At 52.4% G+C, this 25,399-nt stretch carries 19 protein-coding genes and 1 tRNA gene; 8 read left to right on the forward strand and 12 right to left on the reverse strand.

The genetic code is table 11. The features are described 5' to 3' along the window. Nucleotides 1-491: 491 nt before the first annotated feature. Nucleotides 492-2,081: a malate dehydrogenase (quinone) gene (mqo, locus tag ABRZ28_RS22600; protein ID WP_319605906.1), complete on the reverse strand. Its 1,590-nt coding sequence runs from the start codon at nucleotides 2,079-2,081 to the stop codon at nucleotides 492-494. 370 nt (nucleotides 2,082-2,451) lie between these two features. Continuing rightward, nucleotides 2,452-3,213, reverse strand: coding sequence for a phospholipid-binding lipoprotein MlaA (gene mlaA / locus ABRZ28_RS22605; RefSeq protein ID WP_319605905.1), 762 nt, complete (start codon nucleotides 3,211-3,213; stop codon nucleotides 2,452-2,454). Nucleotides 3,214-3,585: 372 nt separating this feature from the next. Here mlaA and ABRZ28_RS22610 point away from each other — a divergent pair, with 372 nt between their 5' ends. From ABRZ28_RS22610 to ABRZ28_RS22625, 4 genes are all read left to right on the forward strand, one after another. Beyond that, entirely contained in the window at nucleotides 3,586-4,515 is a 930-nt protein-coding gene (locus tag ABRZ28_RS22610; RefSeq protein ID WP_319605904.1) for a formate/nitrite transporter family protein, read from the forward strand. Between the two features lie 107 nt (nucleotides 4,516-4,622). Then, nucleotides 4,623-4,697, forward strand: a tRNA-Arg gene (locus tag ABRZ28_RS22615). Nucleotides 4,698-5,349: 652 nt separating this feature from the next. Further along, entirely contained in the window at nucleotides 5,350-5,748 is a 399-nt protein-coding gene (locus ABRZ28_RS22620; RefSeq protein ID WP_319605903.1) for an H-NS family histone-like protein, read from the forward strand. A 224-nt stretch (nucleotides 5,749-5,972) separates the two neighbouring features. Continuing rightward, nucleotides 5,973-7,547, forward strand: coding sequence for a carboxylesterase/lipase family protein (locus ABRZ28_RS22625; protein WP_330521624.1), 1,575 nt, complete (start codon nucleotides 5,973-5,975; stop codon nucleotides 7,545-7,547). A 401-nt stretch (nucleotides 7,548-7,948) separates the two neighbouring features. On the opposite strand, the gene ABRZ28_RS22630 is transcribed toward ABRZ28_RS22625, so the two are convergent. Further along, nucleotides 7,949-8,857: a DUF808 family protein gene (locus tag ABRZ28_RS22630; protein WP_330521625.1), complete on the reverse strand. Its 909-nt coding sequence runs from the start codon at nucleotides 8,855-8,857 to the stop codon at nucleotides 7,949-7,951. Between the two features lie 431 nt (nucleotides 8,858-9,288). On the opposite strand from ABRZ28_RS22630, the gene dalD reads away from it, so the two are divergent. After that, nucleotides 9,289-10,698 carry a D-arabinitol 4-dehydrogenase gene (gene dalD / locus ABRZ28_RS22635; RefSeq protein ID WP_330521626.1) on the forward strand — a complete coding sequence of 470 codons (1,410 nt, stop codon included), beginning with the start codon at nucleotides 9,289-9,291 and terminating at the stop codon, nucleotides 10,696-10,698. A 1-nt stretch (nucleotide 10,699) separates the two neighbouring features. Beyond that, nucleotides 10,700-11,122 (forward strand): SemiSWEET family sugar transporter, encoded by a 423-nt coding sequence (locus ABRZ28_RS22640; RefSeq protein ID WP_319605899.1) that lies wholly within the window; start codon nucleotides 10,700-10,702, stop codon nucleotides 11,120-11,122. A gap of 141 nt (nucleotides 11,123-11,263) precedes the next feature. On the opposite strand, the gene glyA is transcribed toward ABRZ28_RS22640, so the two are convergent. Beyond that, nucleotides 11,264-12,535, reverse strand: a complete 1,272-nt coding sequence (glyA, locus tag ABRZ28_RS22645) for a serine hydroxymethyltransferase (RefSeq protein WP_330521627.1) — start codon at nucleotides 12,533-12,535, stop codon at nucleotides 11,264-11,266. 172 nt (nucleotides 12,536-12,707) lie between these two features. Here glyA and ABRZ28_RS22650 point away from each other — a divergent pair, with 172 nt between their 5' ends. Further along, nucleotides 12,708-14,108, forward strand: coding sequence for an aminotransferase-like domain-containing protein (locus ABRZ28_RS22650; RefSeq protein ID WP_319605897.1), 1,401 nt, complete (start codon nucleotides 12,708-12,710; stop codon nucleotides 14,106-14,108). Between the two features lie 22 nt (nucleotides 14,109-14,130). On the opposite strand, the gene ABRZ28_RS22655 is transcribed toward ABRZ28_RS22650, so the two are convergent. The 5 genes from ABRZ28_RS22655 to ABRZ28_RS22675 form a co-directional block, all read right to left on the reverse strand. Then, entirely contained in the window at nucleotides 14,131-15,045 is a 915-nt protein-coding gene (locus ABRZ28_RS22655; RefSeq protein WP_330521628.1) for an amino acid ABC transporter substrate-binding protein, read from the reverse strand. 14 nt (nucleotides 15,046-15,059) lie between these two features. Further along, a complete protein-coding gene (locus ABRZ28_RS22660; RefSeq protein WP_330521629.1) occupies nucleotides 15,060-16,037 on the reverse strand; it encodes an amino acid ABC transporter substrate-binding protein in 978 nt (325 codons plus the stop codon). Nucleotides 16,038-16,041: 4 nt separating this feature from the next. Continuing rightward, nucleotides 16,042-18,252, reverse strand: a complete 2,211-nt coding sequence (locus tag ABRZ28_RS22665) for an EAL domain-containing protein (RefSeq protein WP_330521630.1) — start codon at nucleotides 18,250-18,252, stop codon at nucleotides 16,042-16,044. A gap of 1,200 nt (nucleotides 18,253-19,452) precedes the next feature. Beyond that, nucleotides 19,453-20,835 carry an ATP-dependent RNA helicase DbpA gene (gene dbpA, locus ABRZ28_RS22670; RefSeq protein ID WP_330521631.1) on the reverse strand — a complete coding sequence of 461 codons (1,383 nt, stop codon included), beginning with the start codon at nucleotides 20,833-20,835 and terminating at the stop codon, nucleotides 19,453-19,455. 48 nt (nucleotides 20,836-20,883) lie between these two features. Then, the gene (locus tag ABRZ28_RS22675; RefSeq protein WP_319605892.1) at nucleotides 20,884-21,141 is read right to left on the reverse strand and encodes a hypothetical protein; all 258 of its coding nucleotides are present in this window, start codon (nucleotides 21,139-21,141) and stop codon (nucleotides 20,884-20,886) included. 185 nt (nucleotides 21,142-21,326) lie between these two features. Between ABRZ28_RS22675 and ypdK the strand changes: the two genes are divergently transcribed. Beyond that, nucleotides 21,327-21,401 carry a membrane protein YpdK gene (gene ypdK / locus ABRZ28_RS22680; RefSeq protein ID WP_349824368.1) on the forward strand — a complete coding sequence of 25 codons (75 nt, stop codon included), beginning with the start codon at nucleotides 21,327-21,329 and terminating at the stop codon, nucleotides 21,399-21,401. 177 nt (nucleotides 21,402-21,578) lie between these two features. Here ypdK and ABRZ28_RS22685 read toward each other — a convergent pair whose 3' ends face one another. The 3 genes from ABRZ28_RS22685 to ABRZ28_RS22695 form a co-directional block, all read right to left on the reverse strand. Continuing rightward, nucleotides 21,579-22,403, reverse strand: a complete 825-nt coding sequence (locus ABRZ28_RS22685) for a prepilin peptidase (protein ID WP_330521632.1) — start codon at nucleotides 22,401-22,403, stop codon at nucleotides 21,579-21,581. 187 nt (nucleotides 22,404-22,590) lie between these two features. Beyond that, nucleotides 22,591-23,805: an alanine transaminase gene (gene alaC / locus ABRZ28_RS22690; protein WP_319605890.1), complete on the reverse strand. Its 1,215-nt coding sequence runs from the start codon at nucleotides 23,803-23,805 to the stop codon at nucleotides 22,591-22,593. Nucleotides 23,806-24,374: 569 nt separating this feature from the next. Next, nucleotides 24,375-25,256 carry a LysR family transcriptional regulator gene (locus ABRZ28_RS22695; protein WP_319605889.1) on the reverse strand — a complete coding sequence of 294 codons (882 nt, stop codon included), beginning with the start codon at nucleotides 25,254-25,256 and terminating at the stop codon, nucleotides 24,375-24,377. Nucleotides 25,257-25,399 lie beyond the last annotated feature (143 nt).

Consider the following 25,399-nt stretch of genomic DNA (forward strand, 5'->3'; position numbering starts at 1 on the left):
GGCGGTAAAGGACTCCACGTCCAGGTCGGCGCAGCCAAAGACGGACAGTTGATAACGGGCGAGCGTGGCGGTTAACGAAGAAAAAGACGAGGGTATGGCGTAATTGCGCTCCATGCGGTTTCCTTTTCATGTCCATTGAGAAATTTTATGGCGCGCATTATGCCGAAAATATGATCAGTCAGGCAAGCGATTTTGATGAAAAAATATTTAAAATATCATTTAAAATCAAATTATTACAACGTTAATAATATTGTTTATCATTATTACAAAATGAAGAGTAAGGCGAAACAGCCGCGTTTCGATCTTACAGACAATTAAAGCGCTCATCACGACAGATTACGCAAGCAGGACGGACAGATACGGGGAGGGAATCTTTGATCGGTAAGGGGAATTTGCGGCCGACACCGCAAGTCGCCATTGGCGGGCGGGCATAAATACTGAAAAGGTGAAAGGCCGCTTGCGCGGCCTTTTCTCGGGAATGCGTTCGATCGTTATTCCGGTTTGACTTCAATATAGTTCAACTGCAAGGTGCTGCTGGTGTAGCTGCGGATCTTATTGGTCAATTCAATATTGCCGTCCAGCTTCTGATCGTAGGAAGGAATAATTTCCTTCAGCTTGGCCTGCCATTCCGGCGTCGCGACCTTATCTTTAAAGACGGTTTTCAGCAGGCTCAGCATGATCGGCGCCGCCGTGGACGCGCCCGGAGATGCGCCCAGCAAGGCGGCGATGGAACCATCCTGCGAGCTGACAATCTCGGTACCCAGCTTCAGTACGCCGCCTTTATCCGCGTCTTTCTTGATGACCTGGACGCGTTGCCCTGCAACGATCAGTTTCCAGTCTTCCTTTTTCGCGTCGGGGAAATATTCCCGTAAGGCGGCAAAGCGATCGTCGTCATCCATCATCACCTGACTGATCAGATATTTGACCAGATCGAAGTTATCCAGCCCTACATGGGTCATCGGCATGACGTTAGCGAAGGTGATTGAACCAATCAGATCCCACAGCGAGCCGTTTTTCAGGAATTTGCTGGAGAAGGTGGCGAACGGCCCGAACAGCAGCACCGGCTTACCGTCAAAAATACGGGTATCCAGATGCGGAACCGACATCGGCGGCGCGCCGACGGAGGCTTTACCATAAACTTTCGCCAGATGGCGTTTCACTAATTCTGGATTTTCCGTTACCAGAAACTCGCCGCCGACCGGAAAACCGCCGTAGCCGTCGGCTTCGGGAATCCCGGATTTCTGCAACAGTTGCAACGCCGCCCCACCCGCGCCGATAAAGACGAACCGGGCTTTGACCACGCTTTCTTTCTCACCGTTTTTCAGATCGGCGTAAGTGATGCTCCAGGTGTTATCCGCATTACGTTTGATATCGCGCACTTCGGAATTGAGATGCAGGGCGAAATTCTGCTTTTTCTGCAAAGAACTCACCAACTGGCGGGTAATTTCGCCATAGTTTACATCGGTGCCGATAGGCATGCGGGTCGCGGCGACTTTCTGCGCCGGGTCGCGGCCCTCAATGATCAGCGGCGCCCACTCTTTGATGACATTGGGATCGTCGGAGAATTCCATACCACGGTAAAGCGTGCTGTGCTGCATCGCTTCATAGCGGCGATGCAGGAAGCGGGCGTTTTCATCCCCCCACACGAAGCTGATATGCGGTACGCTGTTGATAAAGGAATTCGGGTCGTGCAGCACGCCGTTTTTAACCTGATATGACCAGAACTGACGCGATATCTCGAAGGCTTCGGTGATCTCTACCGCTTTACTGATATTGACCGGGTCGTTTTCATTCTCAGGCTCCGGCGTGTAATTCAGCTCCATAAAGGCGGAGTGACCGGTGCCGGCGTTGTTCCAGCCATTGGAACTCTCTTCCGCCACATTATCCAGACGTTCGATCATATCGATTGACCAGTCCGGCTGAAGCTCTTGCAGATAAGCGCCGAGCGTCGAACTCATAATCCCGCCGCCAATCAACACCACGTCCGTGGTTTTCTCCGTCGCGTTATTTTCTTGCGCTGTTACTTGCTGGGATATTCCCGCTACACCCAAACATAAAATCATAGTGAGTAGTTTTTTCATGCTTATATCTCTATTTCATTGAATTTTTATAATCGCAGGCAAATAGATTCTCCACGCATCCCTTACCGTCAGCATACGCTTGCCCTCATGGTGAAAACCATCATTTATGACCCTTTTGTTAATAATGTTTTTAACAAAAAAATCAGTTGGCTGACTCTTTTCAGCATAGAGAGGCGTCCGTTCTGGCTGTCGGCGTAACATTATTGTTACCAATGGGGAGAAATGACATTTTTGTAAGTAAATAAACCAACAACAATGATGTAACGTTTGCGAAACAACTCTCGTTATTCAAGCAAAGGGAACGCGTTTGCCCCTTTGATAAACGCAAAGGCGCCCGAAGGCGCCTTTCAGCAGACGGAAAAAGATACCGCTATCTGGCGGAATCAATTTCATCCAGAGAATCTTCAATCGCCGCCGCGTTCGGATTCTCCGGCGGCGTGGCGTTTCCATCGCTGGCCAGGAAATCATGCCGCTGGAAATAGGCTTCACGCACCATCAGGTAAGGGTCGGAGGAGTTACGCAGCAGGCCGTCGGAATCCAGCAATTGCGCCCGCGTTTCCAACCCTTCCAGCACCCATTTGCCCGCCGACATCCAGAATGTCAGGTAGCTCAATGCCGGATAGAGGGTGTCGACGTAATTGCCGCCGTCTTCACGGATGGTGGCGCTGCCATAGCCGGGCAACACCACGTACGGCCCGTAGCCCATGCCGTAACTACCCAGCGTACTGCCGAAACGGCGAGGCTCCTCTTTTGCCAGTTTGGGATTCGCCATTGACGCCACGTCAATCAATCCCCCCATCCCTAACAGCGTATTCAGGAAAAAGCGGTTGAAATGAATCATCGCCTTATAGGGATTACCTTCGACAAAGTTGTTCACCATCGCCGCGGGTTCCGACAGGTTACCAAAAAAGTTGTTCAGCCCGTTGCGCGCCGGCGAAGGCACATAGTCCCGCCATGCAACGGCCGCCGGCCTTACCAGATAAGGGTCCAGCACGTTGTAGTTAAAGCTGAACATGGACCGGTTGAAACCTTCAAGCGGGTCTGAACGCCCGTCTTGAGACCCATCCCCGGTACTGGCGCAGCCGATAAGCAGCACGCTGGCAAGCACCACCCCGCTCAGGCGGTAATTCATATCTGTTCTCCCTGATTATATTGCGTTATACCCGCGACCGGGAATGGGGAATTCCCGGTACCTGCTTAGCCCATTCGCATGGGAAACGAAGGCGGGATATCAGTCGACAGTGTAACATTTTATTGCCCTGCTTCTACTTTGGCTTGTCCATTCATACGCTTTAACGCGTTTACCAGACCATTCTCAATCCATCCCCAAAGACAATGCGGCAATCACGCGCGGAGCGACGACGACATCCAGTCGCAAAATTCTGACTGATATGACGAGAATATAGCATAGGGTTCGCAAACCGGTGACGCTCGCGCGCTACCCTATGTGTTGAAAACGGCTACGCTTATCACAATTAGAAGAAGGAAATCAGAGAGAGTAAAGATGAATCAAACATCGGAAAAACACCGCGCGCAACAAGAAAAAACCGACCAACATGATGATCGCAAAAACGTCGAAGAAGTAGAAAGCGAAGAAAAAAGCCAGGGAAAAGAGATCGAGGTTGATGAAAACACCCTGCCCTCGCCTGCCGCCGCCATACATGAGGAAATTCGTCAGGAAGGCGAGAAGGAGCTGGAGCGTGACGCCATGGCGCTGTTCTGGTCGGCGGTTGCCGCCGGTCTGTCGATGGGAACATCGTTCATGGCCATCGGCATGCTGCATATGAATCTGGAGGGCGTTCCCGGTGGTTTTTTACTGCAAAGTTTCGGCTATACCATCGGCTTTGTGATTGTCATTATGGCCCGCCAGCAGCTATTTACCGAGAATACCGTCACCGCCGTGCTGCCCATCATGCAAAACCCCTCCTCGCATAATTTTTACCTGTTGTTCCGGCTGTGGGGAGTGGTGCTGGCCGGCAACCTGATAGGCACGGCGCTTGCCGCGCTGGCATTCACCCATATGCCCGTTTTTGATGGCGCCACCCGCGATGCGCTCATTGAGCTATCCATGAAGGTGATGAAGAATTCCCCGGCGGAAATGTTTGCCAACGCGGTGGTATCCGGCTGGATTATTGCTTCTATGGTCTGGATGATACCGCACGCCGGCTCAGCTAAAATATGGGTCATCATCATCATGACCTGGCTGATCGCATTCAGTAATCTCACGCATATCGTCGCCGGCGCATCGGAAATTTTTTACCTGGTATTTATCGGCAACATTGCCTGGCAGGACTTCATCTGGCCTTTTGCCCTACCGACGCTGGCTGGCAACATCATCGGCGGCACCTTTATCTTCGCCCTGATGAGCCATGCCCAAATCCGTAACGACATGAGCAAGAAAACCAGTAAGGAAGCGGCAGGCCGGGGCAAGTAACCTCGCGGCGAAAAGAAAAAAACATGACTGACTGCTGACACTTTAAGCAAACGCGCGGTTAAGTGCTTATTATCCGGGTCAAAATGAGTATAATGGCCCGGTCTTACGTCCCCGTAGTTAAACGGATATAACAAGCCCCTCCTAAGGGCTAGTTACTGGTTCGATTCCAGTCGGGGACACCAGAAACGCGCCTCATATCGCAGCAATCACTTTACCTTGCTGATTTTAATGCCAATAGGCGCCTCGCCGTTCGGCAACCACGACCGCCGATTCCGATCTTGCTGGCGATATTCCAAACGACAGTCCGCGCGCCCTATAATTCATCGCGCTACGTACCGAGAGAGGTGGATATGGGTCATGTATATGTTTGGATACAGACGCGTCATACTTCGAGTACAGGCGAGTTTCTCCGGGCCGGAGCAAAGCGGCGGTTTTATCTTTTCTCTCGCAACGCGGTTTTTTTCAGCATATTAAACCGCCGCTAAAACGCAAGCACAGGCGATATAAGCTATCATTTAAAATACAAACCCATTAAATATTAAAAAGTTTTAGATCGAAAAAAACACAAACCGCATTATATTTATAACGATATATGAATAGGCTTTTCCTATCTGCTTTACGCTTTACTCCGCGAGTAGATGCCGGTATGACATCCTTGGATTTTCCGCCTCCCCTTCTTTCCCGCCCAAAATATCCGCGTAAAATATTACCCTGTAGAGAGGCGAATACCTGTTGGCATAAATTTTTCTGTATATATCAGCATAACCACTTCGTTTTATCCTAAAATATCGAGTATGCTAAATAATGTCTTTTTAACTATACAGGATAAAATAAATGACTGACGCGCTGAAAATCTTAAACAATGTTCGTACGCTACGAGCGCAGGCTCGTGAAATCGATTTGGCAACGCTGGAAGAAATGCTGGAAAAACTCACTGCCATCGTTGAAGATCGCCGGGAAGAAGAAACCAAGGTGCAACAAGAACAGGCTGAACGTCTGGCTAAACTGGAAGCCATTCGGGCTAAATTGCTCGAAGACGGCATTGATCCCTCGGAACTATTAGAGAGTGTAAAATCAAAACCGATTAAAGCGAAACGCAGTCCCAGACCAGCTAAATATAAATATACGGACGAAAACGGCAATGAACAAACATGGACGGGTCAAGGACGTACCCCTAAAGTTATCAAAGAAGCGCTTGAGAATGGTAAATCACTCGAATCCTTCGCGCTCTAAGCAAAGCCGCGATATGCATATGCCGCACTTTTTAATGTGGCGTATGCATATCGGATTGTTCTCTTAGAAATAACCGCCCAAAATCATTTAGCAAAGAAACTATCACGCCAATAAAACGCCTAACGCCAATATAATTCTGCACCAATAAAGTGCGAATCAGATCACGGATATTTATTTTGATAAGTGAAATAAATACCGGGTGTTTATTAACAGCGATGATGATCATGAAAAAAACGTATCAAGGGTTATTACTTACTTTTTCTTTATATTCAATTGGCGCCGTAGGCGCTATCCAGGGTCCCATTAACGTAACCGGCGGCATGATAGAAGGTAAGCTGTCCGCAGATAAACAACTGTCTCTATTTCAGGGTATTCCCTATGCGGCGCCGCCTGTCGGTGAATTAAGGTGGAAAAAACCACAACCGGTAAACAAATGGGACGGCATTAAAAAGACCGACGCTTTTGCCGCAGGCTGTATGCAAAAAGTAGTGACGGGCGATAAACTTCCCTGGACATCTGAATTTTTACATCAAGGCCCGATGAGTGAAGACTGCCTGTATCTCAATATCTGGAGCCCCGCGCAATCCAATAAAGATAAACTGCCCGTTATCGTATTCATTCACGGCGGCGGATTTGTTGAAGGCTCGGGGAGCGTGCCGATCTACGATGGCGAGAACCTTGCGCGCAAAAACGTTATTTTTGTAAACATTAATTATCGGTTAGGCGTCTTTGGTTTCCTTGCTCATGAAGCGCTGACGAAAGAATCAGGCAACTCCGGCAACTACGCGCTATTTGATCAAATCGCGGCGCTGCATTGGATAAAAGATAATATAGATAAATTTGGCGGCGACAGTAATAATATTACGATTATGGGGCAATCCGCGGGAGCTAACTCGATTGTTGTTTTAAATGCCTCGCCTTTGGCTCACGGTTTGTATAACAAAGCCATCATGGAAAGCGCCCCTGGCAGCACCATCTCCAACTATGGCATACGTCCGGCAGAGAGCCTGGGTATTCTCCGGGCCGATGCGGAAAGAAAGGTTTCTCAATGGGCTAAATCCGCAGGCTATTCATCCTTAAACGATCTGAGGAATGCGCCGGCTAATCAGCTGGTTGAAAAATACGCCATTAATACGCCAATAAAGGGCGCGGTCATTGATGGCGAATTATTGCCGACGCAGATAGCCGATATTTACCAAAAAAACAGACAGAATGATGTCCCGGTTCTGGCTGGCATGAATAAAGATGAGCGAGGAAGCGAGTCCGATTACGGCAAATGGAATGTAAACGATCTCAATTCTTATGCTAAAAAATACTATGGCGAGCACCTGGATACGTTTCATGCCTTGTACAAGGCTGACGCTGCTCATGATGCTGCCGTCACTCAAAAAAATATTCTCCGGGATGAACGTCTTTACGCAATGAAATGGATGGCGGACCTTAGAATTCATTATGGTCATCAGCCCAATTATTTATACTTTTTCGGCAAAGCGATTCCCTGGCAGGAACATCCAAACTTTGGCGTATTCCATTCAAGTGAACTGCCTTATGTTTTGCACAACCAGTCGAAACTCAATCGGCAATGGGATGGCGTCGATAAATCACTGGAAAACGCGATGTCCTCCTATTGGGTCAATTTCGCAACCAGCGGCAACCCTAATGGCCAAGGTTTACCGGTATGGAAACCTTACAGCCGGAATGAAAAAGCCGTTATCTGCCTGGATAAGGAGATCAAAATGTGTGATTTGCCGGATAAAAACAAAGAAGAGTTAATAGCTGGGAAACGAGAAAATCTATAATATTTTAGAGTAATAAAGACGACATTGAATAACGTTTTTCACTCGCCATCGATTTTTATCGATGGCTACTTTTTGTTCTCCCCCTCAATTTTTATTCGTAAAAAAATTAACAACGCGACGATAATCTTTATAATCGTATCCTCGATAGTGGGTTCAGGTAGTCATCCTGACGGATAGTGACTAGACATGATTTGCATTAGAGGAGCGTTTTTTTGAGACTCACGGTTATATTGATTGTCATTATCTCTCTGCTGACGGGCGTATTTATGTATATGAACGATACCGCGCCGTTACCCTGGTGATATGCGCTTTACTCATCTCCGGCCTCATACTTGCCCCCTTCAGTTAACTACATTCGCCAGATTCCCTACCTGCGCAGGAAATCTGGCCGAAAGGCATTGCTATGCCTTATTACGTAAACGGGAAATCAGCCCCACCGCCAACAACACCACCGAACCGACGATAACGCCAATGACCAGATTAGCCAGATTCGTCATCAGCACGGCGGTCAGGCCACCGAAGCGCGCCTCAAAATCAGTAATCGTATGATGAAGCAGCGGCACGCCATGCACCACAATGCCGCCCCCGACTAAAAACATCGCCAGCGTGCCGACGATAGAGAGGAATTTCATCAGTAACGGCGCCAAGACCAGCAGTCCGGCCCCGACCTTGTTGGCAATCGCAGACGCGCGCTGCTCCAGCCACATACCAAGATCGTCCAGCTTAACGATACCGGCCACAATGCCGTACACGCCAACGGTCACCAGAAGCGCAATGCCCGACAGCACTACAACCTGATTAAGCAGCGGCGCATCGGACACAATGCCCAGCGTAATGGCGACGATCTCGGCCGAGAGGATAAAGTCAGTGCGGATCGCTCCCTTGACCTTGTCGTTCTCGTAAGCGGACGTATCAGCCTGAGCCGCCGCCAGTAACCGCTGCTGCCGGGCCTCCGGCGTTTTTTCCTCTTTACCGTGGCGCAGCGTATGCACCACTTTCTCTACCCCTTCGTAACACAAATAAGCGCCGCCAATCATCAGCAAAGGGGTAATGGCCCAGGGAGCGAATGCGCTGATCAGCAATGCCACCGGGACTAAAAACACCTTATTGAGCAAAGAACCTTTTGCGACGCGCCAAACCACCGGTAATTCGCGGTTTGCCTTTACGCCGCTCACTTGCTGGGCATTCAGAGACAGGTCATCCCCTAATACACCGGCCGTCTTTTTAACAGCCATTTTCCCCATGATGGAAATATCGTCCAGCAACGTGGCGATATCATCCAAAAGCGTCAATAAACTCGCTCCAGCCAAAGTGTTTTCCTCATTCGTCCATATTTTAATAGGTTAAGGGCAAAGATAAGCCCGCAGGTGCAAAATCATCATAGACGGAATCCTCGCGGATTCCCATTCGCGCCTTACCGGCCTCTTGTGGCGGTCATTAGCGGGATGATTTTTTGCGTCCGCCGTTTAAAAGCGCGACGACACACGCCGGATAAAACCCCAAGATAACAAATAAAAATCAATTAGTTAAAAAGACAAATACGCGACTGAACCGCCAGCAAGGGAAATCCGGCTAACAAGCGCGGCATGGATAAAATATCGATTATTGGTTAGCCGAAAAGTGTTTATAAAAACGCCAAAATTTAACCTAACCAACTAATAAGTAGTGAATTTTTATTATGCCAAAAAAAATGTTAACCTTAACAGTGGATAAATAATCTCCACTGGAGTAAGGATAAGGTTTGCCTATATCGACAAAAAATACTTCAACCTGGCTGCACCTGGGTGCAGGCGCATTTTTCCGGGCTCACCAAGCCTGGTATCTTAATCAGTTGCGACGACAGGGTGACGACCACTGGCATATGGCGTTATCCAACATCCGCAATAGCTCCACGCAAAAAACGCTGCAACAGCTCAAATCTCAAAACGGCCGCTATACACTTGAAACGATCTCTCCTGAAGGGGAACGCAACTATGAAACCATAGATGCGGTGGATCAAATCCTGCTATGGGATAGTCGTCTCGCTTCAACCGTCGCCGTCGGGGCCGCCCCAGACACTGAAATTATTTCTTTCACCGTTACCGAAGGTGGATATTTCCTGGATGACGATGGTCATCTCGACGTATCTCACCCCGCCATCAAGGCCGACCTTCTCGATGAAGGTGAAATAAATACTTTATACGGAGCGCTGACGCTGATCCTGACCGCTCGCCAGCAGCAAAAAAACGGCCCGGTCACGCTACTCTGCTGCGATAACCTGAGTCAGAACGGCGACAGTTTTTCCCAGGGGATGCGTGAGTTTCTGGCCGCCAAACAACGTTCCGATCTGATTGACTGGATGAAGGAGCACACCAGCGCGCCGAACAGCATGGTCGACCGCATCACGCCGAAATTCGATGATGCGCTCTATGAACGTCTGGAACGGCAAGGGATTACCGGTGATGCCGCGCCATTGTCCTGCGAAAGTTTTGCCCGCTGGGTGATTGAAGATCGCTTTGCCGGTAAACGTCCCGCGCTGGAGCAGGTTGGCGTCGAGTTTGTCGACGACGTGACGCCGGTCGAAGAGGCCAAAATTCGTCTGCTCAATGCCAGCCACAGCGGTATCGCCTGGGCCGGCGCCTTGCAGGGCAAACGCTATATCGATGAAAGCCTTTCCCAACAGGTAACCGACTGGATCCGCGATTACGTTCTGCAAGACGTCGGTTTTGCACTGCAACAGCGCGCTATCGATCTCGATCTGCCGGCCGAATGCGATAGCGTCCTCGCCCGGTTCGGCAATCGTTGGGTTCGCGATACGGTCGCGCGCGTATCATCCGATAGCATCGCCAAGCTGCATGGTTTTATCGTTCCGACCCTGAAGGATTGTTACCGTCAGGGGAAAGTGCCGCGGGCGACATTACGTTTACCCGCGCTGTTTTTTCTCTTTATGCAGCAGTACCACAAGAACGCGCTGCCGTTCAGCTACGACGATCGCGCGATTGACAGCATTGATGCGGCAAGTATTTTCACCGCGGACGATCCGCTGACCGCATTTGCCAATCAGTCCGCATTATTCGGCATGGTTCGTCGCCAGGAGGGGTTCGCCGGCCATCTGCGCGCCGCCGTTGACGAGGTTCAGACGATCCTCCATGCATTACCTAAGGGGAAATGACATGAAAAAACACTTACTGATTGTGTCGGGGACATTTGTCGCCGCAGCATTATCGATACTGGCGCTGTATCATTGGTCGATTGCGCTGGGTACGCTGGCGGCGTGGGTGACTACCGGTTCTTTCTTTTTGCAGGTGGTTCACATTATTCGCAACAAAGATACCACCGGTATTTCATTGGGCATGTATGCCGCGTTGTTCTTCGGTGTTTCCTGCTGGACCGCTTACGGTTTTAAAGTACAGGATGTGCCGGTAATGACGGCGAATGGCATCACGACGCTACTGGCTCTGGTGGTTATGGGGTTAAAAATCTATAACGAACGTGAAATAAAACCGCGTAAACGCCGCAAGGTAAAAACCGCGCCTTTAACCTCGCCGCAAAATCGCCTGTCTGTGGCCGGGGTACTGAAAAGCAAGCAAGTCTGAACGAATAGAACCGCGCGCTTTTACCCCATCAAAGACGGAAAAGCGATATTCATCAACCACTCGCCTACGGCGGGTGGTTGAATTTAACGGCCGGGCGACAGGGCGAGTCATAGCAAACCGCATCAATCGTCTTGCGTTCTTTTAACGGACCGCGCCATATACCGGAAATTGCGCGCACAGCGTCAGCGCCGCGTCACGAACGCGGATTTGTACCGCTTCATCCTGCGGATCATCGAGCAGATCGGCGATCAAGTCAGCCAGCAGTCGCGATTCTTTTTCGCCGAATCCCCGCGTGGTAATCGCCGGCGTGCCGATGCGGATACCGCTGGTCACGGTCGCCTTGCGCGTATCCCCGGGAATGGCGTTTTTATTGAGCGTGATATGCGCCTGCTCCAGCAGCGCTTCCGCCGCTTTGCCGCTGATGCCTTTACTATTCAGATCCACTAAAAACATATGGCAGTCCGTACCACCGGAAATAATGCGCAGTCCGCGCTGGTCAAGCACCTGCGCCATCGCGCGGGCATTCGCGATGACCTGTCGCTGATAGCGTTTGAAACTGTCCGTCGCCGCCTCACGAAAAGCAACCGCTTTGGCGGCGATAATATGCATCAGCGGGCCGCCCTGATAAAGCGGGAACAGCGTTTTATCCACTGCGGCGCCAAACTCTTTTTTAGCCAGAATCAGTCCTCCGCGCGGGCCGCGCAGCGTTTTATGCGTTGTCGAGGTGACAAAATCGGCGATCCCTACCGGCGACGGATAAACGCCTGCGGCCACCAGCCCGGCGTAGTGCGCCATATCAACCATCAAATAGGCGCCGATATCGTCACAAATACGGCGGAAACGGGCGAAATCGATAGTGCGCGAGTAGGCGGACGCGCCGGCGATAATCAGCTTTGGCCGGTGTTCTTTTGCCAATCGCTCTACCTCCTGATAATCAATTTCGGCGCTTTGCGGCGCCAGCCCATAAGAAAAAGCGCGATATATCCGACCGGAAAAGTTTACGCCGGCGCCATGGGTCAAATGACCGCCATCGGACAACGCCATGCCGAGGATGGTATCGCCGGGATTCAGCACCGTGAGAAACACCGCCTGGTTGGCTTGAGAACCGGAGTGAGGCTGAACATTGGCATATTCGGCATTAAACAGCGACTTTGCGCGCTCAATCGCCAGCGTTTCAACTTCATCGACGACATGACAGCCGCCATAATAACGTCGGCCGGGATAACCTTCCGCGTACTTATTGGTCAGTACCGATCCCTGAGCCGCCAACACGGCCGGACTAACGTAGTTCTCTGATGCGATAAGCTCTATATTATTTTCCTGTCTTGCCAGCTCACGGGTCAGCAAAGGCGCGATATCAGGGTCGATAGTTGAAAGTTCCATGCGTTTTTCCATTAAAATCTCATGCTCCATAACGAGCGGCGACACCGCGAACCGCGGCAAACGACGCCGGCTGGATTATGGTATAATTAATTGATATTTAAATGATTACATCATCTTTTTTTCGCCGTTGGCGTAGGAGAAAATGTACATCTAAAGCTTGCCCGACGATATGAACAGTTGGGTGCGATATGAGGCAGAACAGATGGAAGAACAGACGTGCCGCTACCGATGGATAGCCGAAAGGATCAAACAGGCGATAGTCGACGGAACATTATCGCCGGGTCAACGGCTCCCTTCGGTCAGAAAGCTGGCGGCACAATATGGCGCAAGCGTCACGACTACGCTAAAGGCGTTGCGCACCCTTGAGGACGAACACTACGCTCAGGCCCGCCCTCAATCCGGTTTTTATGTTTGCCGGCCCGATAATGCGCCGCCCGCGCCGCTGCGACCGGTGACGATTACACCGCTGGATCCGCAAACCGAATTGCATCTGGCGATGGTCGGCAGCGATTGTCGCGTGCGGCTGGATCTGGCTAACGGCGACAGCAGCCTTTATCCCATCCGCAAGATCAGCCTGCTGATGCGCCAGTTCAGCTACCGTCAGCCACAGTTGCTGGGTCACCCGGTCAAGGGAACCGGCTACCCGCCGTTGCAGGCGGAAATTGCCCGCCGGGCGCTGGACTACGGTTGTAACCTGAAGGCTGATGAGATCATTGTCACCAACGGCTGCCTTGAGGCGTTGTCGCTGGCGTTACGCGCGGTGACCAAACCTGGCGATAGCGTGGCGGTGGACTCGCCCTGTTATTTCGTCCTGCTGCAAATGCTGCGTAATCTGGGGCTGCGGGTGGTGGAAGTCGAACAGGACGACAGCGGTACAACCGATGCCAGGCAGTTGGCCGCCCTCTTCCGCCAACAGGTGGTAAAAGCCTGGGTCGCGCTCGCCAACGTCAACAATCCGGTCGGCGGCATTATCTCCGACGAGAGAAAAGCCTGTCTCACGCAACTGGCGGATGAGCACGGCGTCGCCATTATCGAGGATGACACCTTCGGCGATACCGCGTTCGGCGCCGTACGCCCTTTCCCGCTGCGCGCGTTCAGCCCGAATGTCATACTGTGCAGCGGTTTTTCCAAAACGGTGGCGCCGGGGATCCGACTCGGCTGGCTGAGCGGCGGGAAATGGAATCGAAAAATAGCCTCGCTGAAATACACCTCCACCATGGGCACCACCATGCTGCCGCAAACGGCTGTCGCAGAGTTTCTGAAAACCGGTGGTTACGACGCTCACCTGCGCCGACTACGACGCGAGCTGGCACGCCAAATCACGCTGCTGCGCAACGGGGTGTTAAATCACTTTCCGCCCGGTACGCGGGTTTCAAAACCGCAGGGAGGATATGTCTTATGGGTCGAACTGCCGCCGAACTGCGCGCCGACACACGAACTGTTTATCAAAGCGCGCGCGCAAGGCATCGGCATTGCGCCCGGCTACCTTTTCTCAACCGATCGGCGTTACGATCGCTGCCTGCGGCTTAATGCCGGATTTGGTTGGAGCGAGGAGGTCGATCAGGCGCTGCGACACCTGGCTCAATGGTGTCAGGCGGCTTAATACGCAGTGCTCTGAGGGATAGTTATTGCGCGCCTGGCGTTCCGGCGGCGCGGAATAGCTGTTTCAGATTATCACGCATCGGGAAGTTAAGATTAATATCGCTGCCGGGAAGCGGTTGTTTAAACCAGCGCGCATAAATCGCTTCTATCTCATTGTCGGCGTAAATCTGCCGCAGCGCGTCGTTAACCGCATCGATAAACCCCTCGTCGCCATGACGCATCATCAAACCATACTCGGTTTCGCCATACACCGGCTCGCTGGAAATCATATACGCTTGCGGATTGGGCGCGCGGGCGACCATCGCATGCAGCAATACATCATCCATGGCATAGGCAAAGACTTTTTCCTGCGCAACCATGTCGAAGGCTTTCTGCAAAGTATCCGTGGAAACGATGGAAAGATTCAGCTTCTTTTCCCGGTTGACCTGATTGATCTGAGCAACATTGTTCGTTCCCAGCACAATACTGACGCTTCGGCCACGTAAGTCCGCCAGCGTGTTCAGGTGATTTTTCCGCAGGGAAACATAGCGGGTGTCCACCATAAAATGACTGATGGAAAACGCCACATTACGCCGCCGTTCCGTCGTATTGGTGGTGGTGTCGCATTCGATATCTATCGCGCCGTTAGTAAGCAGCCGCACCCGGTTGGAAGGCGTGCGAAACACGTATTCAATATTGATTTTTTCCAACCCGAGCCGGATGCGGAGAGCATCGACGATGCGTTTGCACAAATCGATGGAATAACCGTTAACCTCGCCCGTCGGGCCAATATACGAAAATGGCAGAGAATCGCCATAGCCTATCTTTATCGTCTTGGTTTGCCGGATCCGCTCCAGCGTGGGGATGATATTGGCGGCCCAGGACGCATGGCTTTCCATGACCGTAACGATAAACAAGACAATAAGAAAATGACGTAAGCGTTTACCGTATCCGCACATCGATCATCTCTCCTTTAATCAAGGTAGTCTTGCGGCTGCGCCAGAAACGCCTTAAGGGTCTGAGGCATAGGAAAGCGAAGATTAACGCCGTCCGGCGGAATAGGAGAAAGAAACCATTTATCATAAATGGCGTTTATTTCTCCCTGAGTAAAAATAGTCCGCAGTTCCTCGTTAACAACCTTCTTGTAGACCAGATCGCCGGGCGGCATCAGGATGCCATAGGGCTCAGGCCGACTTAAGTAATCTTCCGACAGCACAAAATCGGACGGCGTGGGAGCGATCGCCACCCGCCCCGCCAGCAGAATATCATCCATCACAAAGGCCGATACGCTACCATTCTCCACCAGATCAAAGGCGTCTTTATTTGTTTTTTTCAATACAATGGAGATATTGAGCTTTTTGTGCCTATTCACGGCATGCAACTGTTCAAGATTGACCGAGCCGCTGCTCGCTGAAACGCTGCGCCCGGCTAAATCCTCAATGCGTCTGATGCCGTTACGCTTCAGTGAGACAAAACGGGTCGACGAGACGAAATGGGGATAGGCGTATTCCGCCATTTTGCGCCTTTCGCGATTATTGGTCGTTGCGGCGCATTCCAGATCGATCCCGCGATGCCGGATCAGGGGAAAACGCGTCGCCGTGGTCACCGGGACAAACAAAATCTGTATATCATCCTGCTTCAGATACCTTTTTATTCCTTCGACGATGCGCAGGCAGAGATCGATCGAATAGCCGACAATCTGGTCGTCGGCCCGGTAGGAAAAAGGCGGTTCATCCAGCCGGTGGCCTATTTTTATCGTTTTGCTCTGGGCGATCCGCGTCAACGTATTATCCATCGGCTCGACGGCTGCGGCCTGTTGCAGCGGCAATAACAGCACCATGGCCATCGTTACCTGTCGACATGACCCATGGAAAATACGTGCGGTCAGCCGATAGGCCATCTGTGCATATCTGTTTAGCAGAACCTGAGAGCCGTTCAGTAAATACCGCATAGTTTCAACCTATTATCGCCGTTACCGGTCGCGCTTCACCTATTCGGTGACCCTGTGCATATTCACACCCTACATGACGCAACAGCGTCAATTGCCGCTCGGTTTCCACGCCTTCGGCGATGCATTCCATCCCCAGTTCATTAACCAGACCAATGATGCTGCGAACAATAACGCGTTTCGATTCACTCTCCTCCATGCCGGCGACCAGCCCTTTATCCAGCTTGACCCGGCTAAAGGGAAAATCGGCCAGACAATCCAGCGATGAATAGCCCGTACCCAAATCATCCAGCGCTATCGCGATGCCCATGGATTGTATTTGCTGTAATACCGGCAGCGCGTCCTGACGATCCAGCAAAATGGATTCCGTTATCTCGATCTCGATGCGCGAAGCCGGCAGCCCGCTGTGCGCCAGCGCCCGGGCCAGGATCTCCGTTAATCCGCGATGGTGAACCTGAATCCCCGATATATTTACGGAAACGCACTGATGGTCGGAAAAATGCGTCATGGCGTCATGGCATGCCTGTTGGATAACCCACTCGCCCAGTTTAACAATCAGTCCGGTTTTCTCCGCCAGCGCGATAAATACATCCGGCATCAGCAATTGTCGGGAATCATGGCGCCAGCGAACCAGCGCTTCATAGCCAATAATGGTATTGTCCGAAAGGCGCATCAGCGGTTGATAATAAAGCTCGAACTCCTTGCGCGACATGGCGCCTTCAATATCCAGCTCCTTAATATCCTGAACCGAACTCGGCATCGCCATGCCATATTCAAAATAGTGAAAGTTATTCCGGCCGGCGTTTTTAGCCGCATAAAGCGCCACGTCCGCATTCTTCATCAGAATTGGCGAGGTCTCGCCATGCAGCGGCGCGCTGGCGATGCCGATGCTGATCCCCACGCAAAACTCGTGTCCCTGACAGTAAAACGGTACGGATATCGACGAGATTATCTTCTCCGCGAGTTGTCGCGCTTCCTGTATCGGTTTTTCCTTAACATGCTGAATCAGCGCAAATTCATCGCCCCCCAGCCGGGCGACCACATCGTCATTGCCGACCAACAGGGAGATCCGTTCGCTGACGTTAATCAGCAGGGAGTCCCCCACCGGATGGCCGTAGGTATCATTGACCTTTTTGAAATAGTCGAGGTCGAGCAACATCAGATTAAAACGCGCTTTTTTCGGCTTCAGCCGGGCGATGGCGTTTTCCAACGCGCCGCTGAAAAAAGTACGGTTGGGCAGGCCGGTCAGTTGGTCATGGTGGGCCATGTATTCCATTTTCTGCGCGGTGTCTTTGATTTGCTGTAGATGTTCCCGTTCCACCATCGCCTGCCGCAGTTTTTCGATGGCGACCGCCAGATGGCCGATTTCATCATCTCTTTGCAGCATCGGCGTCACATTCGCGGTATCGCCGTGAGCAATGCGCGTCAGAGCCTGAATCAGGGTCGGTACGGAATGAAAAAACTGCCTCATCAGCAGGCTGATAATCAGCCCCGTCGCCACCAGTACAATCCATAGTCCGATAAGCGAGTTGCGCAGCAAGGTATTATGAATGCGGTAAAGATCCGGCTTCTCGCCGACGCTGCTTACCAATGCGCCCAACAACTTTCCCGATGGCGCCACAATGGGGAGCACGCTGGCGAAATAGGTTTTGCCGTCAATCGAGACAAAGCCGGAGAGCATGGTTCTCAAGCTGTCGGGCGTTACCGGTTTGCGATCCTCCAGCGCCAGAATGTCGCCGCCTTCGCCGTCGCTTGCATCCGTGACGCTGACAAACCCCTCTTTTGCACGATATTGGAACAGCCAGACAGGGTTATTCGTCTGCATGGCCGCCAGAGAAAGCACATCGACGGGATTGAATCCCGTTTGCAGAATGGATTCGTCATCGCCCAGAAAGCTTTCCGCCACCATGCTCGTGATCTGCCCGGATTCATCCATACGGGCAACCACCGACGTATATATACTGCGGACGATATAGCTCATGATGTGGGCGTTAGTGTCGGCCTGACGTCGCCACTGCTCCTGCGAGCTTTTATCGACAATAAACCAGCCCGCCGCCGCCCCGACGCCATATGAAACAATAATACCGATGAGCAGAAATAGCGTGACGCGCCCTAAAATCGAACGGTGCCAACGTTGCCGACGATACGGGGAAGCGCCGCATTCCTCATCCGGTATGTTTTCATTAAATTCATCAGTTACTCTGGTCCGGGGTATCATCAGCCAAAACTCTTCATCCGTTACAAATGTTTAGGTAGTTAAGAGTAAAATAGATTGCCGTTAAAAAATAAAAAGAGCATGTACGGTCAAAGAAGAAAATTTTGGAACGCTTTCATCTATTATTGATAGGTGGAAGGACTATTCTTATATCCTTCTCTTCGTTGTTCGCGTTATTTAATTTACTAAATGGTTTTACCTATCTCTGGTTTTGAATAGCCGCAATAAGCGCATTCAAATCCGCGTCCGACAGATACCCCGAATTCCTTAGCCGGCTAAGCGACAGGGCTAACGCGGCAAATGCCGTCGTTACCGCAGGTCAATAACTGGCCGGTCGATTCGCTCCCGACGAATTCGTCATTCGGTTGCCGTGCTACGAGGCCATTATAATCCCATGTCAGCGCTGGCGTTGTTCAAAATGTAGCGTTTTGTCCCGCACCTCGAAATAGGGACTTAACAACAAATGAAGCGAATATAATGATGCCCATCTTCTCTCCCTGTTTATACCATCAAAATAAAGGTCTACAACACACTATTTGAAAGAAGTTATTGTTATGGCAGAAAGAAAGTCTTTCGCATTAAGGCGACGTGTTAATATATTTACAATACTAGATTGAATTAAAATAATATATAAACAAATTAAAACAAGATGAACTATTATTCCTGTTTAATAAAACGGATGTTTTATGAACATAATCAAATCCACAAACACACATATCGTGCGTAGCTTGACAGACAAAGCCAGTTACGTTTGCGAACCTCGCTTGTCATTGATCTATCTGAATAATAATTTATGTTGCCGCACTCTCCCCATTACGTAACATGATCCGAAGTCAATTGCGACATAGCCGGAAAACCCTGCTTTTCCTCAGACTACCACACAACTACAGGCGTTGTATCAGTATTATCCCCCCCTATCCTTTTCTCATCGCCGCGCCGTTGGCGTTCTGCGATGGCCAGTCCGACTTTTTGGGGACACGGCATGTTGCAATCAAAACAGCGCAAGGTGATTTATTGGTGCAGCTATTTATTATCACGCTTGTTCAGTTTTTACCTCATTCGCCCGCTTACAGTCAATGCGTCAGTTTACCTACCGTCTTTCACTGGCGAAATATCGCTCAGATAGCGGAAATAGGGAGATGAAGATGAGATCAGACATCCGTTCAGGCCCCGCGCGCAGCCTGAACGGTATTTGCCGAACGCTTACTTCAACAGCCTGACTTTGCAGTTCTTGCCTTTGATTTTGCCCTGCTGTAGCTGTTTCAACGCCCGTTTTGCACTGGCTTTACGAATAGCGACATAGGCATGAAGCGGGAACATATCAATTTTGCCGACTTCCGCCGCCGTTAACCCCGCATCGCCGGTTAACGCGCCGAGAATATCGCCCGGACGAATTTTGGCTTTACGACCACCGTCGATACACAGCGTCATCATTTCCGGTTCCAGCGTCGTCGCTTCACTGCGGCTAACCGCTGTCGCCGGCGTCCAGTCAATGCGCATGCCCAGATAATCTTCTATCAGATGCGCGCGGCTCATTTCCTGCGGCGTACACAGGCTGACGGCAAGTCCCTCCATGCCCGCGCGACCGGTACGGCCAATACGATGAACATGCACCTCTGGGTCAAAAGCCAGTTCAAAATTCACCACCAGGGCCAGATCTTTAATATCCAATCCCCGGGCCGCCACATCCGTCGCCACCAACACTCGGCAACTATGGTTGGCGAAGCGCACCAGAACCTGATCGCGCTCGCGCTGCTCCAGATCGCCGTGCAGCGCCAGCACGCTGATGCCGCGCGCATCCAACGCCTCGAAGACACTCTGGCAATCCCGTTTCGTGTTACAGAACACCACGCAAGACGCCGGCTGATAGTCACCTAACAGGGAAATCAACAGCGGAAGGCGCTGTTCCTTGCCGACCTCATAAAAACGCTGTTCGATCGCAGGCTCATCGCCGTCATCGGCGACGTCGACATTTAATGGCTGGCGTTGTACCCGCGCGCTGATTTGCTCAATTTCCGCCGGATAGGTCGCGGAAAACAGCAGCGTCTGACGCTGAGCCGGGGTATAGCCGATCACATCGTCAATCGCGTCGCTGAATCCCATATCCAGCATACGATCGGCTTCATCCAGCACCAACACCTTCAGAGAGGCCAGCGCTAACGATTTTCTGCGCAGATGATCCTGAATGCGCCCCGGCGTTCCGACAACAATATGCGGCGCGTGAACCAGGGAATCGATCTGATGTCCCATCGGCTGGCCGCCGCACAGGGTCAGGATCTTGATATTCTGCGTAAATCGAGCCAGACGGCGTAGCTCTTTGCTCACCTGATCGGCCAGTTCCCGCGTCGGACACAGCACCAGCGCCTGGGTAGTAAACTCCCCGACGGCAATATGATTCAGCAGACCGATGCCGAACGCGGCCGTTTTACCACTGCCGGTTTTCGCTTTGGCGCGAACATCGGCGCCGCTCAGGATGGCGGGCAGCGTCGCCGCCTGCACCGGCGTCATGGCGCTATAGCCCAGTTCGCTCAGGTTGGATAACTGCTCAGCCGGCAGCGCGAGGGAAGAAAAAGAGGTTGTACTCACAATGATTACTCTTATTACCAAAGGCGACATCAGAAAGGCGACGCCAGTTCAACGAACCGACGCGTGATTTGCGGCAATGATAACAGAGAAGATCGCTATTGCCCGATTTACATGGCGATTGGCGGTTAAAATATCGAGGAGAAGCCGCTTCCGGCTCAGAATCGCGATAAAACGGCGCGGCGAGACTCGCCAGAACAGACCGACCTCGCGCATGATAATCAGCAGAGGCTGATTGTCGCCGGATGACGCCTGCATACGTCCAACGCTTTTTAATGCTATTTCTGCAAATATAGTGCCGATGACCACTTGAATTAGGCCCCTGACTCAGCGTAGATTGAGCGCCGATCCCGTCATAACTGGTGTGAGCCCTGGTGATGACAGTGGGGAAATGTTTATCCGATGGTGGAATGCCACGACAAAATATTTCCCTTTCATAATAAAACGCACAATCGGGATCGTTGCTGGCGTGTTTTCTTCTGGAGAATATATCGGTGAAGTATTTTTTTATGGGCATCTCATTCTGTCTGGTTGTTTGGATGAGCGCCTTTATGTTGATGTTGGAATAACCAATCACTGCCTGACAGGGACAAAATAAAACGACGGCAAGTGTATAAATGCACACATAAGCGGAAGTCGTGCAACAAATGACAAACTAGCCGACTCAGGCGTCGTAAACGGGTTGAGAGCAATCTTTCAGCCCGTTTTTTCATTAGCGCGGTTTTCACGCTTTATGCCCCGCTACCTCAGCGCAGCGACATAACCGCCACGCCCCCCAATGCAAGCCACGGACCAAACGCCAGCGATTGCGCGAGGCTTTCATGGCGAAAAGCTCGCCATAACAAGGTGACGACCAACCCGCTCAGCGCCGCAATCAGCACCAGCTCGGGCAACGCGCGCCACCCCAACCAACCGCCCAGCGCGGCCAGCAATTTAAAATCGCCGTAACCGAGCGCGTCTTTTCCACTCAGCAATCTGAATAGCCAATACAGCAGCCAAAGCGACAGATAGCCGACTATCGCTCCGATAACGGCATCGTCCAGCGGCGTAAAGGTGGCAAACAGGTTAAACAGCAGCCCCAGCCACAACAGCGGCAACGTCAGACCATCCGGCAATAGCCGCGTATTGATGTCAATGGCGGCCAACGCCAGCAGAAAAGACCATAGAATCAGCGCGCCCCACAGTGCCGCGCCCGGCGGCCACAGCATGCCCGCAGACAGATAGGCCAGCATGGTAACCAGTTCAACCAGCGGATATTGCCGGGAAATCGGTTGCCGGCAGCAACGCGATCGTCCGCGTAACCAGAGCCAACTCACTACGGGCAGATTGTCTTTTATGGCGATCGGTCGCCCGCAGCGCGGGCAGCCTGAAGACGGCCGGCACAAATTGAAGACCGGTTCATCCCCGAACGCCGGCCGCATCCGTGCTTCATCCCGCCAACGGCGCGCCAGCATGATCGGCAGACGAAAAATAACCACATTCAGAAAACTGCCGGCCATCAGGCCGCTCAATGCCAATAGACCCAGCCACCCTTGCGGCGTTCTTTCAGCTAACGTCGTCAACCACTCCATGTCAGGCTCCGGCAATCAATACAGACATCACAAGCGGCATGCTTGCATAGTCGGTATCAGGCGCCAACGGGTTTAGCCGGCGTTATGCGGAAAGTGCGCGGCTGTACGCGGTTATCATGAAAAGAGGACGAAAAACGCTTGAAAGGACAACCCCGGCCGACAGACCGGGGTAGACGTTAGCGACAGACTATTTTGATGAAGGCAATAGTCCATCAGCCCGGAACATCGCCTTGATGCCGCGCACGGCCTGGCGGATACGATCCTGATTTTCAATCAGCGCGAAGCGTACATGCGTATCGCCATAGTCGCCGAACCCGATCCCCGGCGATACGCACACCTTCGCATCAGCCAGCAGACGCTTGGCGAACTCCAGCGAGCCTAAATGCGCATAGGCCTCTGGAATTTTCGCCCAGACATACATCGAGGCTTTGGGCTCGTCCACCATCCAGCCGGCTTCATGCAGGCCGCGCACCAGCACATTGCGCCGCTGGCGATACTGCTCGGCGATATCCAGCACGCACTGCTGGTCGCCTTCCAGCGCCGCGATCGCCGCGACCTGAAGCGGGGTAAAGGTGCCGTAATCGTGATAGCTCTTGATCCGCGTCAGGGCGTTGACCAGTTCCTGATTTCCCACCATGAACCCGATGCGCCAGCCGGCCATATTGTAGCTTTTCGACAGGGTGAAAAACTCGACCGCAATATCCTTGGCGCCGGGCACCTGCATAATCGACGGCGCTTTCCAGCCGTCATAAACAATATCGGCATAAGCCAGATCGTGAACCACCAGCACGCCGTACTGCTTCGCCAACGCGACAACCCGCTCGAAGAAATCCAGTTCGACGCACTGCGCCGTCGGGTTGGAGGGAAAACCCAGGATCATCATTTTCGGTTTAGGGATACTTTCGCGGATCGCCCGTTCCAGTTCATTGAAAAAATCCACCCCCTCAACCAGCGGCACCGAGCGCACCTGCGCCCCGGCGATAACCGCGCCATAAATATGAATCGGGTAGCTTGGGTTCGGCACCAGCACGGTATCGCCGTGATCCAGCGTCGCCAGCATCAGATGCGCCAGCCCCTCTTTGGAACCGATGGTCACGATGGCTTCGCTTTCCGGATCGATCTCCACCTGATAGCGATCGGCATACCAGCGCGAAATCGCCCGGCGCAGACGCGGGATCCCTCTGGACGTCGAGTAGCCGTGGGTATCCTCCCGTTGAGCAACCGTACAGAGCTTTTCCACGATATGCGGCGGCGTCGGGCCGTCGGGGTTGCCCATGCTGAAATCGATAATGTCTTCGCCGCGCCGGCGGGCGGCCATTTTCAACTCGGAGGTAATATTGAATACATAAGGGGGAAGACGATCAATGCGCGTAAAACGGCGCGGAGAATGGGAATCAGCCATAATATCCTCGAAGTAACGTGAGCGCCCGGACCGTCCGAGCGACGCTGGAACCCGACTTGCGAGCCCGTCGTTTAAGCTATCCCAGTTCGAATAATCTGTCGAGCGGCGCCTGATAAATTTTTTCCGCCGCGCGGGTGGCGATTCAGATAACTCCGTCACATTTTACGATATCCGCCGGAGTCCGATAACTGGCTGCTCCGCCCGCTCAGCGCGGGTCGACGCCGCGCAATCCAAGGGCGTAACGATGACCGTTCACGCATTTTCGCCAGATCGCCCTGTCGCGTATAACCAACGGTTTTTGCTCCTATTTTAACCTTATTCCGCCGTTTATCCTGCTGCTGACGATATGTTACCGAAAGTTAATTCATAGCAACAATTACGCTTTTTTTGTGTTAACTAATCTAATTTTTAGATTGATTTCTGGCTAAAAATTCCGTTTTTAATCTCTTTACCGGCGGAATAGGATATTTTTCACCCTACATCGTCGCGGGTAAATTGAGATGACCGACTTATACCTATCCACCGAATTCGCCATGCCGCCGCATCGTCGCGGGACGGCAAGCCGCGCGTTACCCGCAGCCTGCCAGCAGCAGTTCGGCCAGCGCCTGGGTGGCGATGCCGGCGCGCTCCCGGCTGGCGTAACTCAGGCACAGCGGGATCTGGCGCGAAGCGCCGCTTTGCAGCGGCAACACCGCCAGATGCCCCTGCTCCAGTTCGGTTGCAATCAAATGGCGAGGCAGCCAGCCATAACACAAACCGCTGTTCACCGCGCTGATGGCCGCCTCCACCGTATTCACCCGCCATTGGCGGCCGCTCATCGCCGAGGTATGAAGCGCGGCCGGGCTGTTATCGTGATGCTGGATGAACACCACCGGGTAACGCGACAGCGTAGCCTGCGTCAGGCTGGTTCCCCGCTGATGCAGCGCATGCGCATGATGGGCGACGGCTACCAGCTCGACGTCGAACATTTTTCGGGCATTGCGGCTGGTGATATCCCACATACTGATGGCCAGATCGTAAGCCAGCGTCGCCGGATCGGGCGCCGCCTGACGCACCAGTTCCCGCAGATCTATCTGTACCGTCGGATATTGCTGCTGAAAGGCGCTCAACGCCTTAAACAGCAACGGACGCGGGAAGATACAGTCCACCAGCAGCCGCACCTGCGCTTCGTGTCCCGTCCGCAGCGAACGGCCGCGCACTTCCAGCAGGACCATATCCTCGATCAGCGGCGTGGCATCCGCCAGCAGCGTGCGTCCGGCCTCGGTCAGCCGCGCCTTGCGGCCGTCAATCCGCAACAACGCCACCCCCAGCCGCTCCTGCAAACGATTAATCGCATAGCTCACCGAAGATTGGCTGCGGTTGAGCTGTTGCGCCGCCCTGGCGAAACTGCCGGATTCGACTACGGTACGCAGTACCGCCCATTGTTCAAGCGTGGTTTGCGGCATTGGCATTATCGGATCTCCTGTTGGCTATCAACGACTGACCCGCGGATTCATTTATCCCGTTATCCCTATTTTATTGCGAAGCTGGGAGCAAATCATGCCGACGGACGCGCAAGTTTCGGCATTGGCCTGCCCGCAACGTCCTGAAGCAG

It is taken from the genome of Brenneria sp. g21c3 (genome assembly GCF_040240345.1).
Classification (GTDB): Bacteria; Pseudomonadota; Gammaproteobacteria; order Enterobacterales; family Enterobacteriaceae; genus Brenneria.

Coding starts and splice junctions, on each gene's coding strand:
- mqo (WP_319605906.1), bottom strand. CDS start 2,081: ATGAAAAAACTACTCACTATGATTTTATGTTTGGGTGTAGCGGGAATA.
- mlaA (WP_319605905.1), bottom strand. CDS start 3,213: ATGAATTACCGCCTGAGCGGGGTGGTGCTTGCCAGCGTGCTGCTTATC.
- ABRZ28_RS22610 (WP_319605904.1), top strand. CDS start 3,586: ATGAATCAAACATCGGAAAAACACCGCGCGCAACAAGAAAAAACCGAC.
- ABRZ28_RS22620 (WP_319605903.1), top strand. CDS start 5,350: ATGACTGACGCGCTGAAAATCTTAAACAATGTTCGTACGCTACGAGCG.
- ABRZ28_RS22625 (WP_330521624.1), top strand. CDS start 5,973: ATGAAAAAAACGTATCAAGGGTTATTACTTACTTTTTCTTTATATTCA.
- ABRZ28_RS22640 (WP_319605899.1), top strand. CDS start 10,700: ATGAAAAAACACTTACTGATTGTGTCGGGGACATTTGTCGCCGCAGCA.
- glyA (WP_330521627.1), bottom strand. CDS start 12,535: ATGGAGCATGAGATTTTAATGGAAAAACGCATGGAACTTTCAACTATC.
- ABRZ28_RS22650 (WP_319605897.1), top strand. CDS start 12,708: ATGGAAGAACAGACGTGCCGCTACCGATGGATAGCCGAAAGGATCAAA.
- ABRZ28_RS22655 (WP_330521628.1), bottom strand. CDS start 15,045: ATGTGCGGATACGGTAAACGCTTACGTCATTTTCTTATTGTCTTGTTT.
- ABRZ28_RS22660 (WP_330521629.1), bottom strand. CDS start 16,037: ATGCGGTATTTACTGAACGGCTCTCAGGTTCTGCTAAACAGATATGCA.
- ABRZ28_RS22665 (WP_330521630.1), bottom strand. CDS start 18,252: ATGATACCCCGGACCAGAGTAACTGATGAATTTAATGAAAACATACCG.
- ABRZ28_RS22685 (WP_330521632.1), bottom strand. CDS start 22,403: ATGGAGTGGTTGACGACGTTAGCTGAAAGAACGCCGCAAGGGTGGCTG.
- alaC (WP_319605890.1), bottom strand. CDS start 23,805: ATGGCTGATTCCCATTCTCCGCGCCGTTTTACGCGCATTGATCGTCTT.
- ABRZ28_RS22695 (WP_319605889.1), bottom strand. CDS start 25,256: ATGCCAATGCCGCAAACCACGCTTGAACAATGGGCGGTACTGCGTACC.